The sequence below is a fragment of the Methylophilus methylotrophus DSM 46235 = ATCC 53528 genome (assembly GCF_000378225.1).
GTDB classification, from domain to species: Bacteria; Pseudomonadota; Gammaproteobacteria; order Burkholderiales; family Methylophilaceae; genus Methylophilus; species Methylophilus methylotrophus.
In genome coordinates this window covers 796,866-815,974 of record NZ_KB905141.1, presented here as the reverse complement: position 1 = coordinate 815,974, position 19,109 = coordinate 796,866, and the positions used below count along the sequence as shown (strand labels likewise).

General features: G+C 47.5%; 19 protein-coding genes. 14 read left to right on the top strand and 5 right to left on the bottom strand.

Annotated features, from left to right (window positions below; genetic code table 11):
* The first annotated feature begins 28 nt into the window (after positions 1–28).
* The 10 genes from F463_RS0103935 to F463_RS0103890 all read left to right on the top strand — a co-directional run bounded on the left by F463_RS0103935 (position 29) and on the right by F463_RS0103890 (position 8,591).
* Positions 29–517 (top strand): L,D-transpeptidase, encoded by a 489-nt coding sequence (locus F463_RS0103935; RefSeq protein WP_026295280.1) that lies wholly within the window; start codon positions 29–31, stop codon positions 515–517.
* A complete protein-coding gene (gene nikB, locus F463_RS0103930; RefSeq protein ID WP_018985750.1) occupies positions 510–1,418 on the top strand; it encodes a nickel ABC transporter permease in 909 nt (302 codons plus the stop codon). The genes F463_RS0103935 and nikB overlap by 8 nt, the downstream gene beginning before the upstream one ends.
* On the top strand, positions 1,418–2,215 hold the full coding sequence (locus F463_RS0103925; protein WP_018985749.1) for an ABC transporter permease: 798 nt from the start codon (positions 1,418–1,420) through the stop codon (positions 2,213–2,215). The genes nikB and F463_RS0103925 overlap by 1 nt, the downstream gene beginning before the upstream one ends.
* The gene (locus tag F463_RS0103920; protein WP_018985748.1) at positions 2,212–2,916 is read left to right on the top strand and encodes a queuosine precursor transporter; all 705 of its coding nucleotides are present in this window, start codon (positions 2,212–2,214) and stop codon (positions 2,914–2,916) included. The genes F463_RS0103925 and F463_RS0103920 overlap by 4 nt, the downstream gene beginning before the upstream one ends.
* Complete coding sequence (locus tag F463_RS0103915; protein ID WP_018985747.1) at positions 2,913–4,031, top strand: methyltransferase; 1,119 nt, start codon at positions 2,913–2,915, stop codon at positions 4,029–4,031. Before F463_RS0103920 ends, F463_RS0103915 begins: the two co-directional genes overlap by 4 nt.
* 21 nt (positions 4,032–4,052) lie before the next feature.
* Complete coding sequence (gene nagZ, locus F463_RS0103910; RefSeq protein WP_018985746.1) at positions 4,053–5,099, top strand: beta-N-acetylhexosaminidase; 1,047 nt, start codon at positions 4,053–4,055, stop codon at positions 5,097–5,099.
* Between the two features lie 61 nt (positions 5,100–5,160).
* On the top strand, positions 5,161–6,060 hold the full coding sequence (gene lpxO, locus F463_RS0103905; protein ID WP_018985745.1) for a lipid A hydroxylase LpxO: 900 nt from the start codon (positions 5,161–5,163) through the stop codon (positions 6,058–6,060).
* Between the two features lie 112 nt (positions 6,061–6,172).
* Positions 6,173–6,859, top strand: a complete 687-nt coding sequence (locus F463_RS0103900) for a Bax inhibitor-1 family protein (RefSeq protein WP_018985744.1) — start codon at positions 6,173–6,175, stop codon at positions 6,857–6,859.
* A gap of 344 nt (positions 6,860–7,203) precedes the next feature.
* On the top strand, positions 7,204–8,073 hold the full coding sequence (locus F463_RS0103895) for a hypothetical protein (protein WP_154650011.1): 870 nt from the start codon (positions 7,204–7,206) through the stop codon (positions 8,071–8,073).
* Entirely contained in the window at positions 8,070–8,591 is a 522-nt protein-coding gene (locus tag F463_RS0103890; protein WP_018985742.1) for a FlgO family outer membrane protein, read from the top strand. The genes F463_RS0103895 and F463_RS0103890 overlap by 4 nt, the downstream gene beginning before the upstream one ends.
* A gap of 37 nt (positions 8,592–8,628) precedes the next feature.
* Here F463_RS0103890 and F463_RS0103885 read toward each other — a convergent pair whose 3' ends face one another.
* The 4 genes from F463_RS0103885 to F463_RS14065 form a co-directional block, all read right to left on the bottom strand.
* Complete coding sequence (locus F463_RS0103885; protein WP_018985741.1) at positions 8,629–9,171, bottom strand: CatB-related O-acetyltransferase; 543 nt, start codon at positions 9,169–9,171, stop codon at positions 8,629–8,631.
* A 9-nt stretch (positions 9,172–9,180) separates the two neighbouring features.
* Positions 9,181–13,644, bottom strand: a complete 4,464-nt coding sequence (locus F463_RS14735) for a tetratricopeptide repeat protein (protein WP_018985740.1) — start codon at positions 13,642–13,644, stop codon at positions 9,181–9,183.
* A 12-nt stretch (positions 13,645–13,656) separates the two neighbouring features.
* On the bottom strand, positions 13,657–14,232 hold the full coding sequence (locus tag F463_RS14070) for an A24 family peptidase (protein WP_018985739.1): 576 nt from the start codon (positions 14,230–14,232) through the stop codon (positions 13,657–13,659).
* An 81-nt stretch (positions 14,233–14,313) separates the two neighbouring features.
* Positions 14,314–14,646: a Flp family type IVb pilin gene (locus F463_RS14065; RefSeq protein ID WP_018985738.1), complete on the bottom strand. Its 333-nt coding sequence runs from the start codon at positions 14,644–14,646 to the stop codon at positions 14,314–14,316.
* A gap of 61 nt (positions 14,647–14,707) precedes the next feature.
* Between F463_RS14065 and F463_RS15070 the strand changes: the two genes are divergently transcribed.
* Complete coding sequence (locus tag F463_RS15070) at positions 14,708–14,926, top strand: hypothetical protein (protein ID WP_211209178.1); 219 nt, start codon at positions 14,708–14,710, stop codon at positions 14,924–14,926.
* Between the two features lie 183 nt (positions 14,927–15,109).
* Here the strand turns inward: F463_RS15070 and F463_RS15065 are convergent, their stop codons facing one another.
* The gene (locus tag F463_RS15065; protein ID WP_211209191.1) at positions 15,110–15,628 is read right to left on the bottom strand and encodes a hypothetical protein; all 519 of its coding nucleotides are present in this window, start codon (positions 15,626–15,628) and stop codon (positions 15,110–15,112) included.
* Here F463_RS15065 and F463_RS0103855 point away from each other — a divergent pair.
* Genes F463_RS0103855 through F463_RS0103845 form a run of 3 tightly spaced genes read left to right on the top strand, consistent with a single transcriptional unit; the run spans position 15,537 to position 19,107 of the window.
* Entirely contained in the window at positions 15,537–17,675 is a 2,139-nt protein-coding gene (locus F463_RS0103855; RefSeq protein ID WP_211209177.1) for a type II and III secretion system protein family protein, read from the top strand. The genes F463_RS15065 and F463_RS0103855 overlap by 92 nt on opposite strands.
* Positions 17,672–18,433 carry a hypothetical protein gene (locus F463_RS0103850; RefSeq protein WP_018985734.1) on the top strand — a complete coding sequence of 254 codons (762 nt, stop codon included), beginning with the start codon at positions 17,672–17,674 and terminating at the stop codon, positions 18,431–18,433. Before F463_RS0103855 ends, F463_RS0103850 begins: the two co-directional genes overlap by 4 nt.
* Positions 18,434–18,453: 20 nt before the next feature.
* A complete protein-coding gene (locus F463_RS0103845; RefSeq protein WP_018985733.1) occupies positions 18,454–19,107 on the top strand; it encodes a hypothetical protein in 654 nt (217 codons plus the stop codon).
* The last annotated feature ends 2 nt before the right edge of the window (positions 19,108–19,109 follow it).

Here is a 19,109-nt window from a genome sequence, read left to right as displayed (position 1 = left end):
AAGGTGCAAATCGCTTAGAATAATGGCTATGCATATTGAAATTTCTATCCCCCAACAAACCCTGACCCTGTTTGACGACAATGGCGGACAAGTGGCGCGCTATGCCGTATCGACGGCTGCGAATGGGGTGGGCTGTGTCAAAAACAGTGGCTGCACGCCGCTGGGCACGCATATCATCCGTGCCAAAATCGGTGATGGTGCCGCTGAGAACACGGTCTTTGTCGGCAGGCGGCCAACAGGGGAAATTTTCACACCAGCAATAAAGTTGCAATTCCCTGAGCGCGACTGGATTTTAACTCGTATTCTGTGGCTGAGCGGCACCGAGCCAGGTAAAAACCGCCTGGGCAATGTGGATACCATGCAGCGGTATATTTATATTCATGGTACGCCGGATGAAACCGAACTGGGTGTCCCCGGCTCGCATGGCTGCGTGCGCATGCGTAACGCTGACCTGGTTGAGTTATTTGACCGCGTTCCCGTAGGCACCACCGTCAATATCAGCGAGACGGATGATTAAGCGCTTTGCGACATTGTTGCCCGTAGTCTTTGGGGTCCTGTGCCTGACCTTTGCCTTGCTGCATTTGGTGCCGGGCGATCCGGTCGATGTCATGCTCGGCGAATCTGCCAGTGCCGCTGACCGCACCGCCCTCAAGGCGCAACTTGGCCTCGATCAACCTTTGCTGGTGCAGTTCGGCCAATATGTCATGCATTTGCTGCAAGGGGATTTTGGTGCCTCCATTCACACACAAACTCCTATCTCGCAATTATTGTGGCAAGCCTATCCGGCAACCCTGTTACTGGCGATCGTGGCATTGGCAATCGGCCTGTCGATAGGCGTGCCATTGGGCATCTGGTCTGCACTCAAGGCCGGACACTGGCAGGATGTGTTGATTACCATGTTGAGTATCCGCCTCGCCGCCATGCCTGCGTTCTGGTTGGGGCCGGTACTAATGTTGGTGTTCGCGGTGTGGTTGGGCTGGTTCCCTGTGAGCGGCATGACCAGCCATGTAGCAATTGTGCTGCCAGCCTTAACCCTGGGCCTGGGCTTAAGCGCTATTTTGACACGCATGACGCGTACCAGCTTGCTTGAGGTGCTGAATGAAGATTACATCCGTACTGCACGGGCCAAAGGTTTGAGTGAGCGTCAAGTCTTGCTTAAGCACGCCTTACGGGCCGCTTTGTTGCCTTTAGTGACCATCGTTGGTTTGCAGATGGGCAGCTTGCTGGCAGGCGCCGTGATTACCGAAACCATTTTCAGCTGGAACGGCATCGGCCGCCTGCTGGTAGACAGTATAGAAAAACGTGATTACCCGGTGACGCAAGCCTGCGTGCTGGTGGTGGCGTTCAGTTATGTATTGATTAATCAGGCGACAGACATGGTTTATCGCTGGCTGGACCCACGCACGAGGGCGGCGTAATGAAAACGTTTTCATTGCTCACCCTAGGGTTTTGGCTGCTGGTCGTGATTATGGGCCATGCTGTGGGTTTGAATCCCAACCAGATTGACCTCAATGCCATTTTGCAATGGCCCAGTTCTCAGCACTGGCTGGGCACGGATGATTTGGGTCGCGATATATTGGCACGTGTGATTCGTGGCGTGGAGGTATCTTTCCTGGTCACCGTGGTGGTGACTGCCGTGACCATGAGCATAGGCTTGAGTATTGGCCTTGTCGCGGGTTATAAAGGCGGCAAACTGGATGCGGCCCTGATGCAACTGACCAATATTTTCCTGGCCTTTCCTGGGATGTTGCTGGCAATTGCATTTGCAGCCGTGCTGGGGGCAGGGATCAACAACCTGATTCTGGCGCTGTGCCTGACCGGCTGGGTCACATACGCCAGATTGACGCGTGGGCAATCATTGGCCTTGCGCCAGCGCTTGCATGTCCTGGCGGCAGAATCCCTGGGCGCCAGCAGCTTAAGGGTCATGCTGCTGCATATACTGCCATTGCTGGTTTCGATTTTGCTGGTGGAGGCGGCTTACAGCATGGCCAGCGTCATGATTGCCGAGGCCTCGCTGTCGTTTCTTGGCCTGGGTATACAAGCCCCCAATGCGTCTTGGGGGGCTATGTTGCGTGATGCCGTGCGTTTTATGCTGGTGGCGCCTCATTATGTACTCACTGTGGGCGTATGCATGATGAGTCTGATTCTCGCCATTAACCTGGGTGGGGATGTATTGCGTGACAAACTGGATGTGCGTAGCGAAAGACAGGCATGAGAAAACAGTATCGTTACTATGACCTGATTATGGCGGCATTTGCCGTGGTACTGGTGTGCTCCAATCTGATCGGGCCTGGCAAAATTACCGAAGTCCATGCACCTTTGCTGGGTGCACTCACGTTTGGTGCAGGCATCATGTTTTTCCCGATCAGTTTTATTTTTGGCGACATCCTGACCGAAGTCTATGGTTATGCCGCTTCCCGGCGCGTGATCTGGGTAGGTTTTATCTGCCTCGCGTTCGCCAGCCTGATGGCTTGGGTCATCGTCGCTTTGCCACCCGCGCCAGACTGGCATGACCAGGCGGCTTACCAATCCGTATTTGGTTCTACCGCGCGTATCGCCATCGCGTCACTGATATCTTTTGCGGCAGGGGAGTTTGTCAATTCGTTCGTGCTGGCCAAAATGAAGGTTCTGACACAAGGGCGCTGGTTGTGGAGCCGCACCATAGGCTCGACCATTTTTGGTGAGGCGGTGGATACCATTTTATTTTTTCCGCTGGCGTTTTACGGTTCAGGCGAGTTCCCCGATGCCATGATGCCGCAAATCGTACTGGCGCAATTTACAGCCAAGGTCTTGGTAGAGGTCGCTTTCACGCCCGTTACCTACAAAATCGTCGCGTTTCTTAAGCGCGCCGAAAATGAAGACTACTACGATACAAAAACAGACTTTAACCCGTTTACACTGGAAACCAATCGATGACTGACAACATTATTCGCTGGAGCCATGCCGGCGAAACTTACCAGGCAGATTGGCTCAGCAGCATACAACCTAATCCGCCCAAATGGTTTGAAGTGATAGGTGACCAAACCAATGCTGATACGGCTTACCGCCTGGCCTCAGAAGGCTGCGGCATGATTTATCAGGGTGACTTCCAGAATGCGCGCCAGTTGCTACAAGCGCTGGCGAGGCGTATAGATAAAAAGCCGCTCAAGGCCGCACCAACCTTGCTCGAAACCTTTCACCTGCACCGCGCGCGCCAAGTCCAGCGCGCCAATATCCTCAATAAAATCATCCTGCATATTGAAAACGGCCGCAGTGCCATGAAGCGAGCGCCTAAAGTGAGTGAGGCGCTGGGCAATGCTCTGGATGGAGATGTGCCTGCGTCATTGCTGATCCCGCTGCAAATGCTGCAAGGGATGGTGGGCGCAAATGAATGGCGCAAAAAAGGGGTGGTAGTCCCTGTACTTGGGCAAACCATCCATCCTTACTATGGCGTGTATTCTCCCGTGCGAGGTGAATATCTGGACTTGATTTTACAGGCACCCTTACAGGCAAAAACCGCGATGGATATTGGCACGGGGACGGGCGTGATTGCGGCCTTGCTGGCGAAGCGGGGTGTGCCCAATATCATCGCCACGGATAACCAGCCCCGCGCACTAGCTTCTGCACAAGATAACCTGCAACGCCTGGGCTTCGCGAATAAGGTCAAAGTGGTCGAGGCAGACTTATTTCCATCCGCAGCAACGGCAGATTTGATTGTTTGCAATCCCCCCTGGCTACCCGCCAAAGCCAATGCGCCAATTGAGCACGCGGTGTACGATCCTGACAGCCGCATGCTGAAAGCCTTTTTAACGGGCGTCAAAGCGCACCTGAATCCGAACGGCGAAGCCTGGCTGATCATGTCTGACTTGGCTGAGCAGATTGGCTTGCGTAAACCGGGCGAACTGGCAGGCTGGATTGCTGACGCCGGGCTTGAAATTGTGCAGCGGCTGGATACACAGCCCAGGCATGGCAAGGCGCGCGATGAGCAGGATCCGCTATTTGCAGCGAGATCAAAGGAAGCAACCAGCCTTTATCGTTTAAAATCACGTTAATTCAGTTTTAAGGAAGCCCCTATGTCTTTAGGTCCCGTCATGCTGGATGTGGTTGGCAAAGAGCTTACTGCCGACGACATCCGCCGTTTGCAACATCCGCTGGTGGGCGGGGTGATTCTGTTTGCGCGTAACTTTGAGAGTTGCGAACAGCTTAAGGCACTCACGGCAAGCATCCATGCCGTGCGCCAGCCACCTTTGCTGATTGCGGTGGATCACGAAGGTGGCCGTGTGCAGCGCTTTCGCGAAGGCTTTACCAAAATCCCGCCCATGCGCGAGTTTGGGTATCTTTGGGACCAGAATCCACGCAAGGCAAAAGAGCTGGCGGTAGAAGCGGGTTATGTGCTGGCCGCCGAATTGCGCGCACACGGTGTGGATTTCAGTTTTACGCCGGTGCTGGACATGGATTATGGTGACAGCCTGGTGATTGGTGACCGTGCGTTTCACCGGGACCCGCAGGCGATTAACGAGCTGGCCTTCAGCCTGATGCAAGGCTTGAAAAAAGCTGGCATGGCAGCGGTCGGTAAGCATTTTCCTGGCCATGGTTTTGTGGTGGCCGATTCGCATGTCAGTATCCCGGTCGATGAGCGCGAGTTTGACCAGATTGCACAAAACGATATGCAGCCGTTTGTGCGCATGATAGATGAAGGTTTGCATGCCGTGATGCCTGCACACGTGATTTATCCTAAAGTAGATGACAAGCCAGCTGGATTTTCACCGTGCTGGCTGCAAAAGGTATTGCGCGAGCGCCTCGGCTTTAACGGTGTGATTTTCAGTGATGACCTGAGTATGGAAGGTGCAACCGTGGCAGGGGATGTGACTGCGCGTTCGCTGGCAGCACTGAATGCTGGGTGTGATATGGTCTTGCTGTGCAATCGCCCAGATCTGGCCGATGAGCTCTTAGCAAACCTAGACTGGAAAATTTCCGCACAAACTATTGCGCGCCTGGCGCGCATGCATGGAGGCCACCACCCACTGGATATGGTTGGTTTGCGCGAATCGGCCTATTATGTGGATGCGGTGAAACGCGTCGCCATGGTCGGGCAAAAAGAGTCGGATTTATTTGCCTGAGTGGGTGGCAATACAGTAAGCTTGGCTATCAAACGTTAGTGCGTATTCATTGGTATTGACTATGAAATGGATTATTTTAGGGCTGTTCTTGTCTTCAGTCAGTTATGTGCATTTTCGCGGCAAGGTTCGGCACCGTTTTTACCGACAGGTATTCGATCATTCCGGCATTGTGTCGCCGTTTAATGTATTTCTGTATCTGTTTTCAAAAGCGCCCACCACGCCCTATTTGCAAGTCAGTGAATTTCCGGAGTTGAAATTAATCACGGACCGCTGGCAAGAGATTCGTGAAGAAGCCTTATATGTGCGTGAGCAGGAGCGCATTGCCGCTGCACAAACCAATAACGATGCCGGTTTTAACTCGTTTTTTAAAACCGGATGGAAGCGTTTTTACCTCAAATGGTATGACGCGCACCATCCTTCTGCCACTATTTATTGCCCCAAAACAGTCGCATTGCTGCAAAGTATCCCCAGCGTGAAAGCTGCCATGTTTGCAGAGTTACCGCCTGGTGCGCATTTGCGCCCCCACCGTGACCCGTACGCTGGTTCATTGCGTTTTCATCTGGGGTTGGCGACGCCTAACAATGACCAGTGCTTTATCCGTGTGGATGGCGAAGACTACAGCTGGCGTGATGGGCAAGCAGTGATGTTTGACGAAACCTATATTCACGAAGCCTATAACAAGACCGACGAAACGCGTGTCATCCTGTTCTGCGATATCGAGCGCCCCATGCGCTACAAGTGGGCGCAGGCGGTGAACCGCTTTTTAGCCAATACCATTGTGACTGCAGCAAGCTCACCAAATGAAGCAGGGGACCAGACCGGGTTGATTAACCGCTTGTTCCACTATGCATGGGTGATTGGGCAATACCGCCGCCGTTTTAAAAAGTGGAACAAAACCGTGTATCAAATCACGCGTATTGCCCTAATTGTATTGGCCTGTTATGCCATCTGGAAGTTGTAATTGTGGATAATGTTCACGCAAATTTCATGTTTAAACCTTGAAACTTTGTGCATTTGCCATTATCTTAACCCTAAGCAGTTATAACGTTTTATCGTAGAGAGGAAGAAACACTATGTCAGATATGCAAGTTTTAGGTCGTGAGGGTAATGTATCCGCGGCACAGAATCGTGTGCTGCGTAACACTTATGCCTTGCTCGGCTTGAGCATGGTGCCGACAGTGATTGGTGCCTATGTTGGCATGCAAATGAACTTTGGCTGGATGGCAGCGCATCCTTTCATGTTTTTTATTGGCTTCATGGCCGTGATGTTTGGTATGTTCAAGTTGATTTCCATTAACCAGAACAGTGGTGTGGGTGTATGGTTGTTGTTAGCCATGACCTTTGTTTTTGGTGTCATGTTAGGCCCGATTCTGCAATTTGCGCTGCACTTACGTAATGGTGCAGAGATTGTTGGTTTGGCTGCAGCTGGCACTGGTATCACCTTTTTAACATTGGCTGGTATCGGTTCATCCCCTGCACGCGACTTCAGCGGCTTGGGTAAATTCTTGATGGTAGGCTTAATTCTGGCAATTGTTGCTGGTCTTGCCAATTTATACTTCCAGATCCCAGCTTTATCACTGGCAATCTCTGGAATATCAGTCCTTATCTTCTCAGCCTACATTCTTTATGACGTCAACCAGATTGTCCGTGGTGGTCAAACCAACTACGTGATGGCAACCCTCAGCCTGTATCTGGATGTTTACAACCTGTTTGTTAATCTGTTGAATATCCTGCTTGCTTTGCTAGGTAATCGCGACTAATTTATTGGTCACCAGCATTGTAAAACCCGCCAATTCATATGGCGGGTTTTTTTATCGTTACTTCTATTTATTCAACTTTTATTACCATTTTCGTGACCCATATCATGGGCAAGTGACAAACCATCCCATACTGTCAAGGTTGCGCCTTACGCTGTCATACCGACATAAGTCGGTATCTATTTTTAAACATTTAAGAGCTATTTACAAGATATTAACGTCACTGAATACCGGCCTTCGCCGGTATGACGGGAGGTAAGGCAGTGCCGCCAGAGTCTTTAAAAGAGTTTAGAGGTGCCGCTTGTCTGAATTGGCTCTTTGAAGTGCCCTTATAAGTGATATCCATTTTGATTAGTGTATGGCAATGGTCAGAAGGGCATATTTTTTGCAATGGAAAGAGTGAGCATAAAAGAAACTATTTTATGGGTGTAAACAACCATAAAATTATTTTTTTGGTGGCTGTATTGAACCGATCAATTAAGGGTGGCGCAGTGAAAACAAATACAATTTTTCTAATCGGCATGGGTTTGATGGTGAGCGCTTGTACTCCGAAGTACTCTGAAGTGCCTACAGCTAAGAATTTTGAAAATACGGACCAACATGTATTGCAAGCCGCAAAACATTGGGACTTGATTAACAATGAAGTCAGTAAACAATTGCTGGATCGTTTGGCGGGTAAAGTCGGCAAGGAGGAGGTCATTTTTATCAGCGATCCTCATTCCATTTACTCAAAGAGTCTTCACCAAGATGTGGTAAGCAGTTTGGTCGCTGCTGGATATACAGTTTTAAAACATGAATCTGGTAAAAGTAAATCAAAAAGTCCGCAAGTGCCACCCGCACATCAAGTATTAATAGAATTAAATCCAACCGTTATTAAATTTTCTCAGGGTCGAAAACAACCGCATGATATCGGTTACCCATCAGCGATCGCAACTGGCTTATGGACATTAAAGGGGTTGGGGGCCACTGCTTATGGCGGAGCAACAGCAGGTATTTATGCTTATGATGTGTATGATTGGTTCTCAAGCCATCAATTTTCAGGAGGCACCCCGCAAACAGAAATTGTAATTGATGTCACGGTTTCCAGGCAGAATCGCTATGTAGCAATCATTAAAGACATGTATTACATTGTTGATAGCGATACCAGCCTTTATCAAGCTATAGAAAATGAAGAGCCACTGATTCATCAGTATCAAGTTGTAGGAGCCGGTAAATGAGATATGCTTTGGTTTTAATGTTGTTCTTGAGTGGATGTGTTACACACAAGGATTATTCTAAAGGTTATCTAGGCAGTACCGAATTCATCAAGAAAAATCAGGTGGCTGTTGACCAACTGGCCGGCCAGCTTGGGCAGGGTAAGGTACAAAAAGATTATCCTGTGCTGGTGGCCAGTGTCGTCAGTATGAACCAGTTAAACCGTACTTCCACTTTTGGCAGGTTGTTATCAGAGCAGGTCTCGGCCAGATTCTCGCAGCTCCAGTATCAGGTAGTTGAACCCAAACTCAGGGGTGACTTGATGATACGCGAGGATGGTGAGTTTTTAATGACGCGCGAGCTTAAGGAAATTGCCAAGTCAGTCAGCGCTCAGGCTGTGGTCGTTGGTACCTATGTGGAGACATCTCAGGATATTTTCGTCAATTTGAAGGTAGTGCAACCTGAGACCAATCATGTATTGGCAGCCGCCAGTTATGCGATCCCGATGGCTAAAGATGTTACCGGCATGTTGAAAAACTAATGATAAATATCTCTAATATTCAATCCTGTAAATAATCTTATTCTTTGGCAAACAAAGATGGAGAGGGCGCAGCACAAAGAGACTTTAAAAATATTCTTATTTTGTTATCCGGCCAGTTCCACCAGCCAAGCGATTGAAGTTGGATAATAGTAGCTTCATCGAATCTGTATTTGATCAACTTTGCTGGATTGCCACCGATGATCGCATAAGGTGGGACATCTTTTGTCACCATTGAGTTGGCCGCGATCACCGCACCATTACCTATTGTGACTCCCGACATAATGGTGCTGCCAAATCCAATCCAGACATCATGACCAATAATCACATCACCATCCGATACAGGGTGACCCGTAATAGTTGCTGCTTCAGGCCACTCCTCCTTAAACAGGATATTAAATGGATAAGTAGTCACCCAGTCAGTGCGGTGATTTCCTCCAAGAAAAATTGTGACATCTCCCGCGATTGAACAGAAGTTTCCAATAGAAAGTTTTGTTGCTTCTCCGAAATGCAAAATGGTAGGATTTCCATAAGTGTGGCGACCTACAGTTGCAATTGGACAGTTTTGCAATGAATAGCGCATGATTTCAGTTCATTTCTTAGGCGAGTTGGGTTTCTCTGCAACAATACGCATATCACGGGGTTCACGGAGTTTATATTGCGCTGGTTCTTGTCTTGCATTCACCAGCCCTGCTTGTTGCATCAATGCTGCTAGACTGTCAGGTGTATAGCCCCATCGATGGACCATATAAGGGTCTTGCCATCTTGGGTCACCGTAAAATACCCACATGCTGCGTTGACCTTCTGGGCCGCCAAAAGCTGCCGCGTCAGGATTTTTGAGAAACTCTTCACAGGCCGACTTGAGGTTAGGACATTCGAGTACCATGCGTCCGCCTGGTTTTAGTACTCTTGTCCACTCCTTAAGGATATCAAGCACTTCCCATCGCCAGAAATGTTCAATGACATGTACCGATAAAATTTCGTCCACCGATTGATCTTCAAACGGAGTTAATTTATGCAGATCACATAGTACATCTGGATTTTTGCCTGCTCTGCTCTCCACCACATCTACATTGATATACCCCGGTAAAATTTTATCACCGCATCCCAAATTGAGTTTCTTTAATGGTTGGGTGTTTGGAGCAGTTGCAGTGAGCGATTTTTCATTAGAAATCACACGTTGCCATAATTGACCTATTGCCGCGGGGCTGAAGTATGATGCAATATCTTTCTGTCCTTGCTGAATGCGTTGAATCACTTCACCAGGATGGCTTAAGCACCATTCAATCCCTTTTATCAAGTCTTCACCCACCCAGGCACTATCTGCAAAGGGAAGGTAGGCAGGTAACTTTCCAGCGACCACCATTCTTCCAGCCTGCATAGACTCTAGTAGTCTGTTTGCACTTTTTGCAGATTTTGCATGATGCTCTAATGTCGGGATAACTACCAAGTCACAAACTTCCAGAGCTGTACTTGTGGCTTCAACACTCCAGGGTGTGTAGCTCACTTCAAGGTGTGACGGAATCCATTTCGACAGGCTTTCTAATCCAGACTCAAGCGTCGTCAAGACGTTGAGGGTGAGGGGCTGATGTTTCGCAAACTCTGCCAAATCAGGCAAAAATTTAATTAACGTATCCAGATTCACCTGGTGCCCAAACCAGAGAAGCTTAATCACTGAATTAGGGGTAAATTGTGCTTTACGTTTATCTGTATTAATTGGATCTGCAATGACTTCATCTGCACCGCGGCCAACTCCAGCGAGCGCTTGGTGCAACATGTCAGTAGCACAAACTACTTTGTCAGCTATGTGTAGTAAGGTGCGCTGTAACTGACCACGTGTCGGATGAGACAAGTGATTGTCACAAAAATCGACAATTACTTGTGCGCCGCGATTTTTGGCATCTTCGGCCAGTTTGATGGCATGCTCAGTAAATACCTTGGATATGATCACGGTGTCCCCCTCGACCGGGGTTTTACCATGCCATCCACCTACATTACGTGACACATGCTCGTTTAAAATTTCACTTTTCCAACCATGGTCACTTAATGCCTGCATGGGTGAAATGACCCGATACCTAGTGCTAGCCAAGTCTGAACTGAGCCCGGCCACTGTATTCTGGATATGACCTGCCGTCACCCACACAATCTTAGGTTCAGAATGTAAGTAGGTACTGTGTTTGGCCTGTAACTCAGGAGTCGTCTCACATGCACCATATTTTGCAAGCAGGTCGGCACGAAGTGATGTCAGTGCGGGTTCCCAGTGGTTTGCCAGGTCTTCTCTGTAGATAGTTGCATCTGTGAACCATGCTGATCGGGCACCTTGGTAACCCCAACGCCAGTCACCACTTGGACACTGCACAAGAACTCTTGAGTTTAATCCAAGACTTGCTCTTAAATGCATATTAGTATTTGAAACGCCTACATTCTCATTGATTAAGGAGAGCAGGGCGAGTAAATCCTCAATATCATCTGTGATAGAGGCAACATCAATTACCTTGGTATCTAGGTGGTTTTCAAACGATTGAATTGCTTGTTTTGTGACATTTCTCTGTAATGATAGAAACTGAGCATTGATACCACGAAGTGCGCGTGCAAACATTTCTGGATTGATTTGTTTTGCCAGCTTACTAAATGCTTCGGCCATTCCACCGGCACTTGCTCCTGCCTGCCAGTTAATACCAATAAAAGGGCCATCTCCTTGTGATTTGAGCCAGTCACGCCATTTTTCTACAAGGTCCAGACGTGGAGTTAATTTAAGTGGCGGTGCAATATCTGGCGCATCCAAATACTGAACGGCGAGTGGGAGTTCATTCACCCAGAAAGTAAGATCAAAGATATTCGGGTCAGGTAGAGGTTCGTCGTCAGGAATCACCGTATGTACGTAATTCATGCGTCTCAAGACGGGTGCCAGCTTTTTTCCGGCCCAATAAGTGACTTCTACGCCAGCAGATGTCAGCCACGGCAAATAACGTAAAAACGTGAGTTCGTCTCCCAATCCCATATCACGTTTGATCAATACTTTTAAGCCAGATAGATTACCTTTCAACCAGGGGCATACAAACCCAGAGACTCTATCCTTGGTCCTTGCCTCTTGTCTGGCAGAATAGGCTCTAAAGCCAGATTTCGTATCACCAACTTTTAGTTTTGCCATTCCCATATAAGCCATCACATCAAGACTATAAGGAGACGCGGTCAGGCAATCCTCATAGTCTCGCACTGCTTCCGGAATACGGTTTTGCTGCAGTCTTAACACTGCTCTAGCTGCGATTAAAGCAGCCTTTGGGGTGACAAAACTTTCTCGCAGAGCTTGATCAAGTACTTGTTCAGCTTTAGCGAATTGCTTTTGTGCGACGAATACCCTCACCAGGTTTGCCAGCAGACGGCCATTCTCAGGCGCCAGACTGACCGCTCGTTCCAATAAACCGGCAGCCAGCTCACTTTTCAGATCACGATGAGCCGCCCATCCAAGCAGATGAAGAGCATCCGGCTGGTCTGGATATTGTTGCAAGACTTCCTGAGCAACACGTATTGCCTCACTCACCAGACCTTGATTGATCGCACTCCAACCAGGTGCGAGCAACTCACTAATCTGTGCATGATTTATGTTTTCAGACAATACTGATTGATTTGTTTCATGAGCGTGATGAATCGGCTCGCTATTCACTATCAAATTGCACTCAGGCGTTATCTTATGCGGCAGATGCTCGCACAAAGCCTTATTCAAGGTTTTTAAAGCATCGCCCCATTCATGATTGGCTGATTGCCTTAACACGTTCGCATTCGGATACCAGGGACTATTCCCTTCGGCAAGCCATCGCCAGTCTTGCCAAGGTCTGTTTAACAATACCAACATGTCTTTTTTTAGCGATTGCCTCAGGTGCACATTCGTATTTGGTACAGTGACATATAAATCAACGACAGTTAGCAATGCCAGCATGTCCTGAAGCTGGTCGTTCAAGTGCGCGTAATTCAAAAATGGTCTGCTAAGCGCATGTTCAAAGGCCTGAATCTCATCTGCTTCAGGCACACGCTGGATGCATACCACGGTACATTTTTTATCTGCAAGCACCTGACCTAGTGCGGCAGGATCAATATGCTTGTCATACTTATGAAAACCCTGTCTGTGTTTTTTGCCTCTTGCGCCTGCCCTCCAAGTCACGGCGACATAAGGCCCGGGACCAAACTGGGCAAGTCTGGACATGATCTTTTCTACCCGTTGTGGGTCTGCGGTCAATGGCAAAGCATCAAGGTAGGCTGGGGCACCACGCTGCATGGCTGCCAAGGGCAAGTCACCCATGTTCAACCAGAAGCCGTCATAAGGAATAGCGATATTTTCTTTCACACTCTCAAACAATCCGCTGTTCTTCAGCAACGGTTTTGTTTTTTTATCTGCCTGAATATGTAGACGAAATCCTTGGTGTTTTAAATGCACCGCATATCGCAGATAAAACATGGTGTCGCCGGGGCCTTGCTCATTTTTTAACCAGATATCACCCGGTTGCATAAATTGTAATGATGGACAGCGACTGCCTGCGGGCAGATTCTCTGGTCTTGCCGTGAATAACTGTAAGCCAGAATATATCTGTTGATTGATCAACTGGCAGAATGCTGCTGTTGTCTCCCATGCCATTTGATGGGGAGCGAGGGTTACCGCCTGCATGGCTGTTTTTTCTGCTTGTGCAAATTGTTCCAGTGCGACCTCAATTGCAGCTTTTAACCCCAGCAAAGCTGGAGACTCACCAAATTGTAACAACGCGTCTGAAATCGGTTTAAGTGCTTCCTGCGGATGTCCCGCGCTTAAAAGTGCTTCTGCCATATCACGCAACCGACGTTCTGTCGCACCGCCATTCAAAGCCTTCTGTAGTAATGGCAGCGCCAGATCCGGTCGTTGATCTCTACAGGCAATTACTCCCAACAGGTGAGCAACCTCTGGTGAGTCAGGGGCGATGATTGAAGCTTTTTTGGCATGTGTCATCGCTTGCGCTACATCTTGTTTGAAAATGGCTTTCCACGAGTTTGCCACTTCATTTTCAAATACCTGCTGAGTGGATGTCATGGTTTGATTCCTTTATGAAATACGCTGAATATGCATGAGTAATTGTTCAGTCGCGATCATGATGGCCCCGGCGGATAACGCAACGCCATAAGGCATCGCAATTGCGCCCTCCGACCTTAAGTCCCAATTCATCTCTTTAAAACCTGAGAGATACATAGACCTGGCCATGAATTTCATGTTGTACCAAAGATGAGAGAGGCCGCCGTGATGCCATGCCAATGTGAGCGCCCAGACACCACCCACCATTGCGCCCAGCAGAATTGCCAGAATCACGCCTTTGAATCCCAGAAATAATCCAAACACCATGACCAGCTTGACGTCACCAGCGCCCACCTGTTTGAGTTTATAGGGCATGTAAAAAAACAAGCCTGCTGTTAAGGTGCCAAGCAAGCTGTATAAAAAACCTTTAAGTACGATATTAAAGGGCAAGAAGAAAAGCATGCTGACATACACACACATGGCGTATGTCGTGGCCCAGAATAGGTATCGGTTTGGAATCCGGCGGAATCGGTAATCATGCACTGCTACCAATGCCGACAAGATGATCAATCCTGTAAGTAGTGCAACAATAAAGAATTCGAATGACATGATGGACTCTATATAAAAATGCCGCCAACGGTAAACCGCTGGCGGCATGGGTTGTATTAAGTATCCTAAGATATAAAATACTTAGTCACCGAGGATATTGGCTTCGCTACCCAAAGTGGTCTTCATGTTGCCTGAGGCCAAGATGTCATCTGTACTAAATACGGCACCGTCGTCAGAACCACTCAATTGAACGAGGCCGTCGCTCTCCAGGCGAACAATCTGGTTAGTACCATTTTCACCCGTTTCGCCACCTGGCAAGTGGTTAGCCATCCAGCTGTACAGGTCGGCAGTTTTGTCACCCAGTTGAACCACTGCAATGTAAGACACGGCTGCAACAGCACCCAGTGTTACACCATATTCAACCATGGACTGGCCTTCTTCGTCCTGCAGGAAGTTTTTTACATTTTCAATCATTTTTCTCTCCAAAAGATAACCACCCATTAACAATTAAAGTCTCCAGGTCCCTGTGCGGGTGTTGCCACAATTACCTGTTTTTGTAATAGGGGAGGATGGCAACATCCCGACACACGGTTATCAATTTTTGAATAACGCTCACCCCGACGTGTGTGCCAGCTATACAGCAATTGATGTGCCAGCTGATGAAAAAGTAAAATATTTTTTTGAAATTATTTTATATTTCAATGGCTTATTGGAAACCTGCTTCCAGGTCGTGTTTTTTTATTCACTTGAATAAATCAATATTGACTGGTTATTAATAACCAAGATGGTGGTTGTGCTTGGCTGAAAATTAGCACGCTACTTCTGACTTTCAACGACTCAAGTTTGAGTAAATGTTGACGATATTTCATTTAAATCACGCTCGTTGATTTTTATTGAATGTTGAAAGGAAATAATAAAATGACTGTCATTGAACATGCTATTTTGTCTTCAGGGCTGGTGGGGTTGGGTTTATGGTTTGCCTCTGTCTTGGGAGAGGTTTTTCAGGAAATGATGCACTTGCCATTCTTTCATTAGTATTCGTATTTAGCCGCTCCTTTATTTTCAAATGGCTGCTATCAACCACCAGTGGTGATTGATAGCAGCCATTTTGTTTTTTATAAGCTCTATTTGAATGGGTGTCTTTTTGAAAAAAGATAATAATAATCAATGGCTTATTTATTTTGTTCGTGAAAAATTCATGGGCATGGAAATTGCTCACTTCCTCGCGAGGGTTTTTTAATACGAAAATAATATAAATAATGTTCACTAGGATCATAGTTTTTATGTGCCTGGGGGTGTGGCCGCATCTTTTGCAGGCAGCCCCTCTTAGCGTCATTTCTATTTCCAAGGGTTTTTCCAAGCCTTTGAAGCTATCGGAGCCAGCCGAGACGATTGCAATTGGTGATCCAGGCGTTATTGGCGTGAATACATTAAAGCCTGAACTGCTGATGATCAATGGTCAGGATACCGGCGCGACTTCATTAACGGTGTTCAATAAGTCTGGCAGCATCGATGAGTATCGTATTCAGGTGGTCAATGATATTTTCCAGCTCAGGAGCATGATTGCTAACTTGGAAAAAAAGGTGACTGTCGAGGATCTGAACGGCATTATTGTCCTAAAAGGCACTGTATCTACACCGACGGCGCTTTCCAGAGTGTTAACAATTGCTGACCGGTTTGTGACCGGTAATGCTCTTCCCCCAAGTTTTTCAGTCATCAGCGACCATGGCGGCGTATTGTCAGGCAACTTGAATGAAAGCCAAACTGGCAACAACGAGGAAATTGTGGGAGTTTCTCCAGATCCTAGAATTGCGGTGCCTCAGATCAATGTGGGCGGCACTGGTCAGGGTGCTGGTAATGCAGGCGGAGGTGGTGGCAACGGCCAAAATGGCGCCAGTAGTGCTAACGGCAATATCGCGAGAGCGCTTACTCAACCTTTAATGCCTATTAAGGGCAACCTTGCGCAAAATCTCTCGCGCGGAGAGGTGATCGTTGTGGGGAATGGCAAGGTCATGAGCATGATAAAGGTAGCCAAACAACCCAAGGTTGAGATTCAGATGCAAATCATTGGCATAGACCGTAATAAAACGGATTCTTATGGTATTGATTGGCGGTTGGATACCCAAAGCGGAGGTAAAACAGTGACTGTGGGTAGCGTGTTGGGAGATGTCTCTCCCTCAGGCGGTTCCAGCCCTGATCAATTGGCCAACGATGGGTTCGATCCAGGTAACTCATCCATTTTTGCGTTTGTGAATAATCCCGGCAAATATGCTTTGTCAGCATTCATGCGCTTTCTACAACAAAAAGGCGCGGCCAAGACACTTTCCAATCCCCTGGTCACAGCAGTGAGTGGTGAGTCGGCTAGTTTTCTGGTGGGTGGTAATATTCCGATTCCAGTCCAGACCCAGACTGTTAATCAAGTCACCGCCACTACTGCGACAAACGTCCGTTTTATTCAGTTTGGACTCAAACTTATTGTGAGGCCGACCGTGCTTGAAAACGGCAAGATATCGATTGTACTAGATCAGTCCATTTCCGAGCCAGACTACTCCCAAGCTATTACCTTGCTAGGTGCCAGAATCCCGGGATTTAATCAGCGCTCGGTGAGTACCTTAACGGAATCTGCAAGTGGTGAAACTTGGGCAGTAGCAGGTTTGTTGTCTGAAGAAAGCACCAAAAGTGCCTCTCAGGTTCCGTGGCTATCCAATGTTCCGGTCCTCGGTTGGTTATTTAAAAATACAAATGATGCCAAATCCAGAAACGAGCTGATGATATTGGTCAATGCCAGGGTTATCGAGGGGGAGAATCAAACCAAAACCAGCTTTGAGGAAGAAGGGGATCTTGCCCCTTCAGGGCAGCCATCAGATGAGTCTAGCGATTCTTCATTGCCTGAAGAAAGTGCGGAGTCATCTGAAGTAATGGCGCCATCAAGAAGTAAACCAGTAGCCAGGCCGCAAGCAAACCCATTGACCAAGCCTACGAAAAAACGGCAAACGCTTGATTTGCCGAAGGTACAACCGCCGCCTGTCATCCGTGACGACAATATAAGTGGCTCAGATCAGGTGCCCATGGTCGCTCCTGCTAAAGCAACTGATACGACTTTGCCTGCTGTGATTACACCAAATCATTCAGGACAGTCAGTGATCACCCTTTATCAACCGGTGACTCCATCCAAGCGTATTGAAGGAAGGGTAATTTTTTACCAGGAGTTTGAAAATGTGGCTGCAAAAAATCAACATCTCAATCTTGTTGCAAGTAGCCAAGAAACCCTTCCCATACAGTCAGCTAACGTGGTGAGTCACGAGGCGCCAGAAAGTAAACCTCTAGTGGCTTCCCATTCCGCCCAAGAGCGTTTGCAACTGAATACTATGAATGATTTAAATAAAGCCGTTTTCTTAGGTAAAGACCCTGCAAACTCCCGTTTGGCCGCCTCAGCATCACTGCTGCCATTTTCACCCGGTGCTGTAGAAATTTTGTCCAAGCAGCCAGACGGACGTGAATGATGATGGATTTCGAAATGCACCTTATGAATCATTTAAAAGCTTTCTATAAACGTACTAAACTCATCATGTTGATTGCCATGTGCAACTTAATGCTTGACTTAACTGGCTGTGTATCACGCTTCGCGATGCCATCCACACCCTCGGCACCGACTCCTGAAAATGTTGATGTAGAAGGTGAGCATCAGGGCCAAATTCAATCTTCAAAACAGTGGCAACTAGTGGCCGAAGATATGGTGACGCAACTGATTGCCACCATTCAAGAAAAAAAGCTGGATAAAAAACCTATTTATATTCATTTACAAACCAGACAGACTCCCTTCACAACGGCCTTCAATGATTTTCTGATTACTGCCCTTGTACAAAAAGGTATTAAAGTCAGTACGCAAAAGCCAGGTAGTTATATTTACAACTACAAAATACAAATGATTGAGTACAACTCTTTAAGAACTACTCTGACCAGTGATAAATACAAATTTACCAGTCTGGCCGCGGGTTTGGTAGTCATTAGGAATATCGGCGATATTCTTGGGGTGGACGGTTCATTATTGGCAACTGGTGCTGCATTAGATGTGGGAGATTTTAACTTAGCGCCCAACATGGAAATCATCATGACATCTTCCATTGTGGATAAAGGAGTTTTTATCAGTAGAACAACCGATATTTACTATGCCAATCGAATAGACAAGCACTTGTATCTACCAGCATCGAGAAATAAATCATCGGATGCTTTTAATGATCCTTTTTATCAGATGAATTAATCGTGTAAGTCGGTAGTGACATGACTAAAAAAACAAAGTTATTAGTGGGTAGTTTGTTTGTGTTGGTGATTTTTTTCGTCGCCACCTTTTTAAAGAACTGGGGGACTGCAGTTTCTGAAACCATGCTTGAGAAGCATAAGCCCGAGGTGGAAGCGCTCGTAAAAAATCCTAAGCTTGCTAAAGCAAAGTGCCCGGCCATTCAGGCCAGGTTAAAAAAGCATATTCCAGACCTCATTCTAAGCCAGGATAAAACACAGGTTCCACTGGCGCATAAATTGATTGCAGATTGCGCTTTTGCAGCTGAAACCTTCGAAGAGGCGATTGAGCATTATAAAAAACTCTCAGAGTTTGAACCTAACTCTGCTATTTGGCATGCGCAGATCGCACAGTCTTATTACAAGCTCGGTAAGTCTGGAGATAGGCAGGCATTTGGTGATGCTTTGTCTCCAAGTATTTTAGCTACCCAGTTAGCGCCACAAGATTTCAAGGTCCGCAGACTCAATGCACGTGTTCTGGCGGCTCTTGGCTTAAAGAATCGTGCAATTGCAGCCTATGCTGAAGCGATCCGAATTGCACCATACCACCTGATAGATCCCACAAAAAAGGAGCTTCAATCCGTAATGGATCAAAAAGAGGTGTCAGTCAGCATCAGTCACGCCAGAACTGGGGAATAATG

Coding starts and splice junctions, on each gene's coding strand:
- lpxO (WP_018985745.1), top strand. CDS start 5,161: ATGAAATGGATTATTTTAGGGCTGTTCTTGTCTTCAGTCAGTTATGTG.
- F463_RS0103915 (WP_018985747.1), top strand. CDS start 2,913: ATGACTGACAACATTATTCGCTGGAGCCATGCCGGCGAAACTTACCAG.
- F463_RS0103890 (WP_018985742.1), top strand. CDS start 8,070: ATGAGATATGCTTTGGTTTTAATGTTGTTCTTGAGTGGATGTGTTACA.
- F463_RS0103845 (WP_018985733.1), top strand. CDS start 18,454: ATGACTAAAAAAACAAAGTTATTAGTGGGTAGTTTGTTTGTGTTGGTG.
- F463_RS14735 (WP_018985740.1), bottom strand. CDS start 13,644: ATGACATCCACTCAGCAGGTATTTGAAAATGAAGTGGCAAACTCGTGG.
- F463_RS0103850 (WP_018985734.1), top strand. CDS start 17,672: ATGATGATGGATTTCGAAATGCACCTTATGAATCATTTAAAAGCTTTC.
- F463_RS0103900 (WP_018985744.1), top strand. CDS start 6,173: ATGTCAGATATGCAAGTTTTAGGTCGTGAGGGTAATGTATCCGCGGCA.
- nikB (WP_018985750.1), top strand. CDS start 510: ATGATTAAGCGCTTTGCGACATTGTTGCCCGTAGTCTTTGGGGTCCTG.
- F463_RS0103885 (WP_018985741.1), bottom strand. CDS start 9,171: ATGCGCTATTCATTGCAAAACTGTCCAATTGCAACTGTAGGTCGCCAC.
- F463_RS0103920 (WP_018985748.1), top strand. CDS start 2,212: ATGAGAAAACAGTATCGTTACTATGACCTGATTATGGCGGCATTTGCC.
- F463_RS0103935 (WP_026295280.1), top strand. CDS start 29: ATGCATATTGAAATTTCTATCCCCCAACAAACCCTGACCCTGTTTGAC.
- nagZ (WP_018985746.1), top strand. CDS start 4,053: ATGTCTTTAGGTCCCGTCATGCTGGATGTGGTTGGCAAAGAGCTTACT.
- F463_RS14070 (WP_018985739.1), bottom strand. CDS start 14,232: ATGTCATTCGAATTCTTTATTGTTGCACTACTTACAGGATTGATCATC.
- F463_RS0103925 (WP_018985749.1), top strand. CDS start 1,418: ATGAAAACGTTTTCATTGCTCACCCTAGGGTTTTGGCTGCTGGTCGTG.
- F463_RS14065 (WP_018985738.1), bottom strand. CDS start 14,646: ATGATTGAAAATGTAAAAAACTTCCTGCAGGACGAAGAAGGCCAGTCC.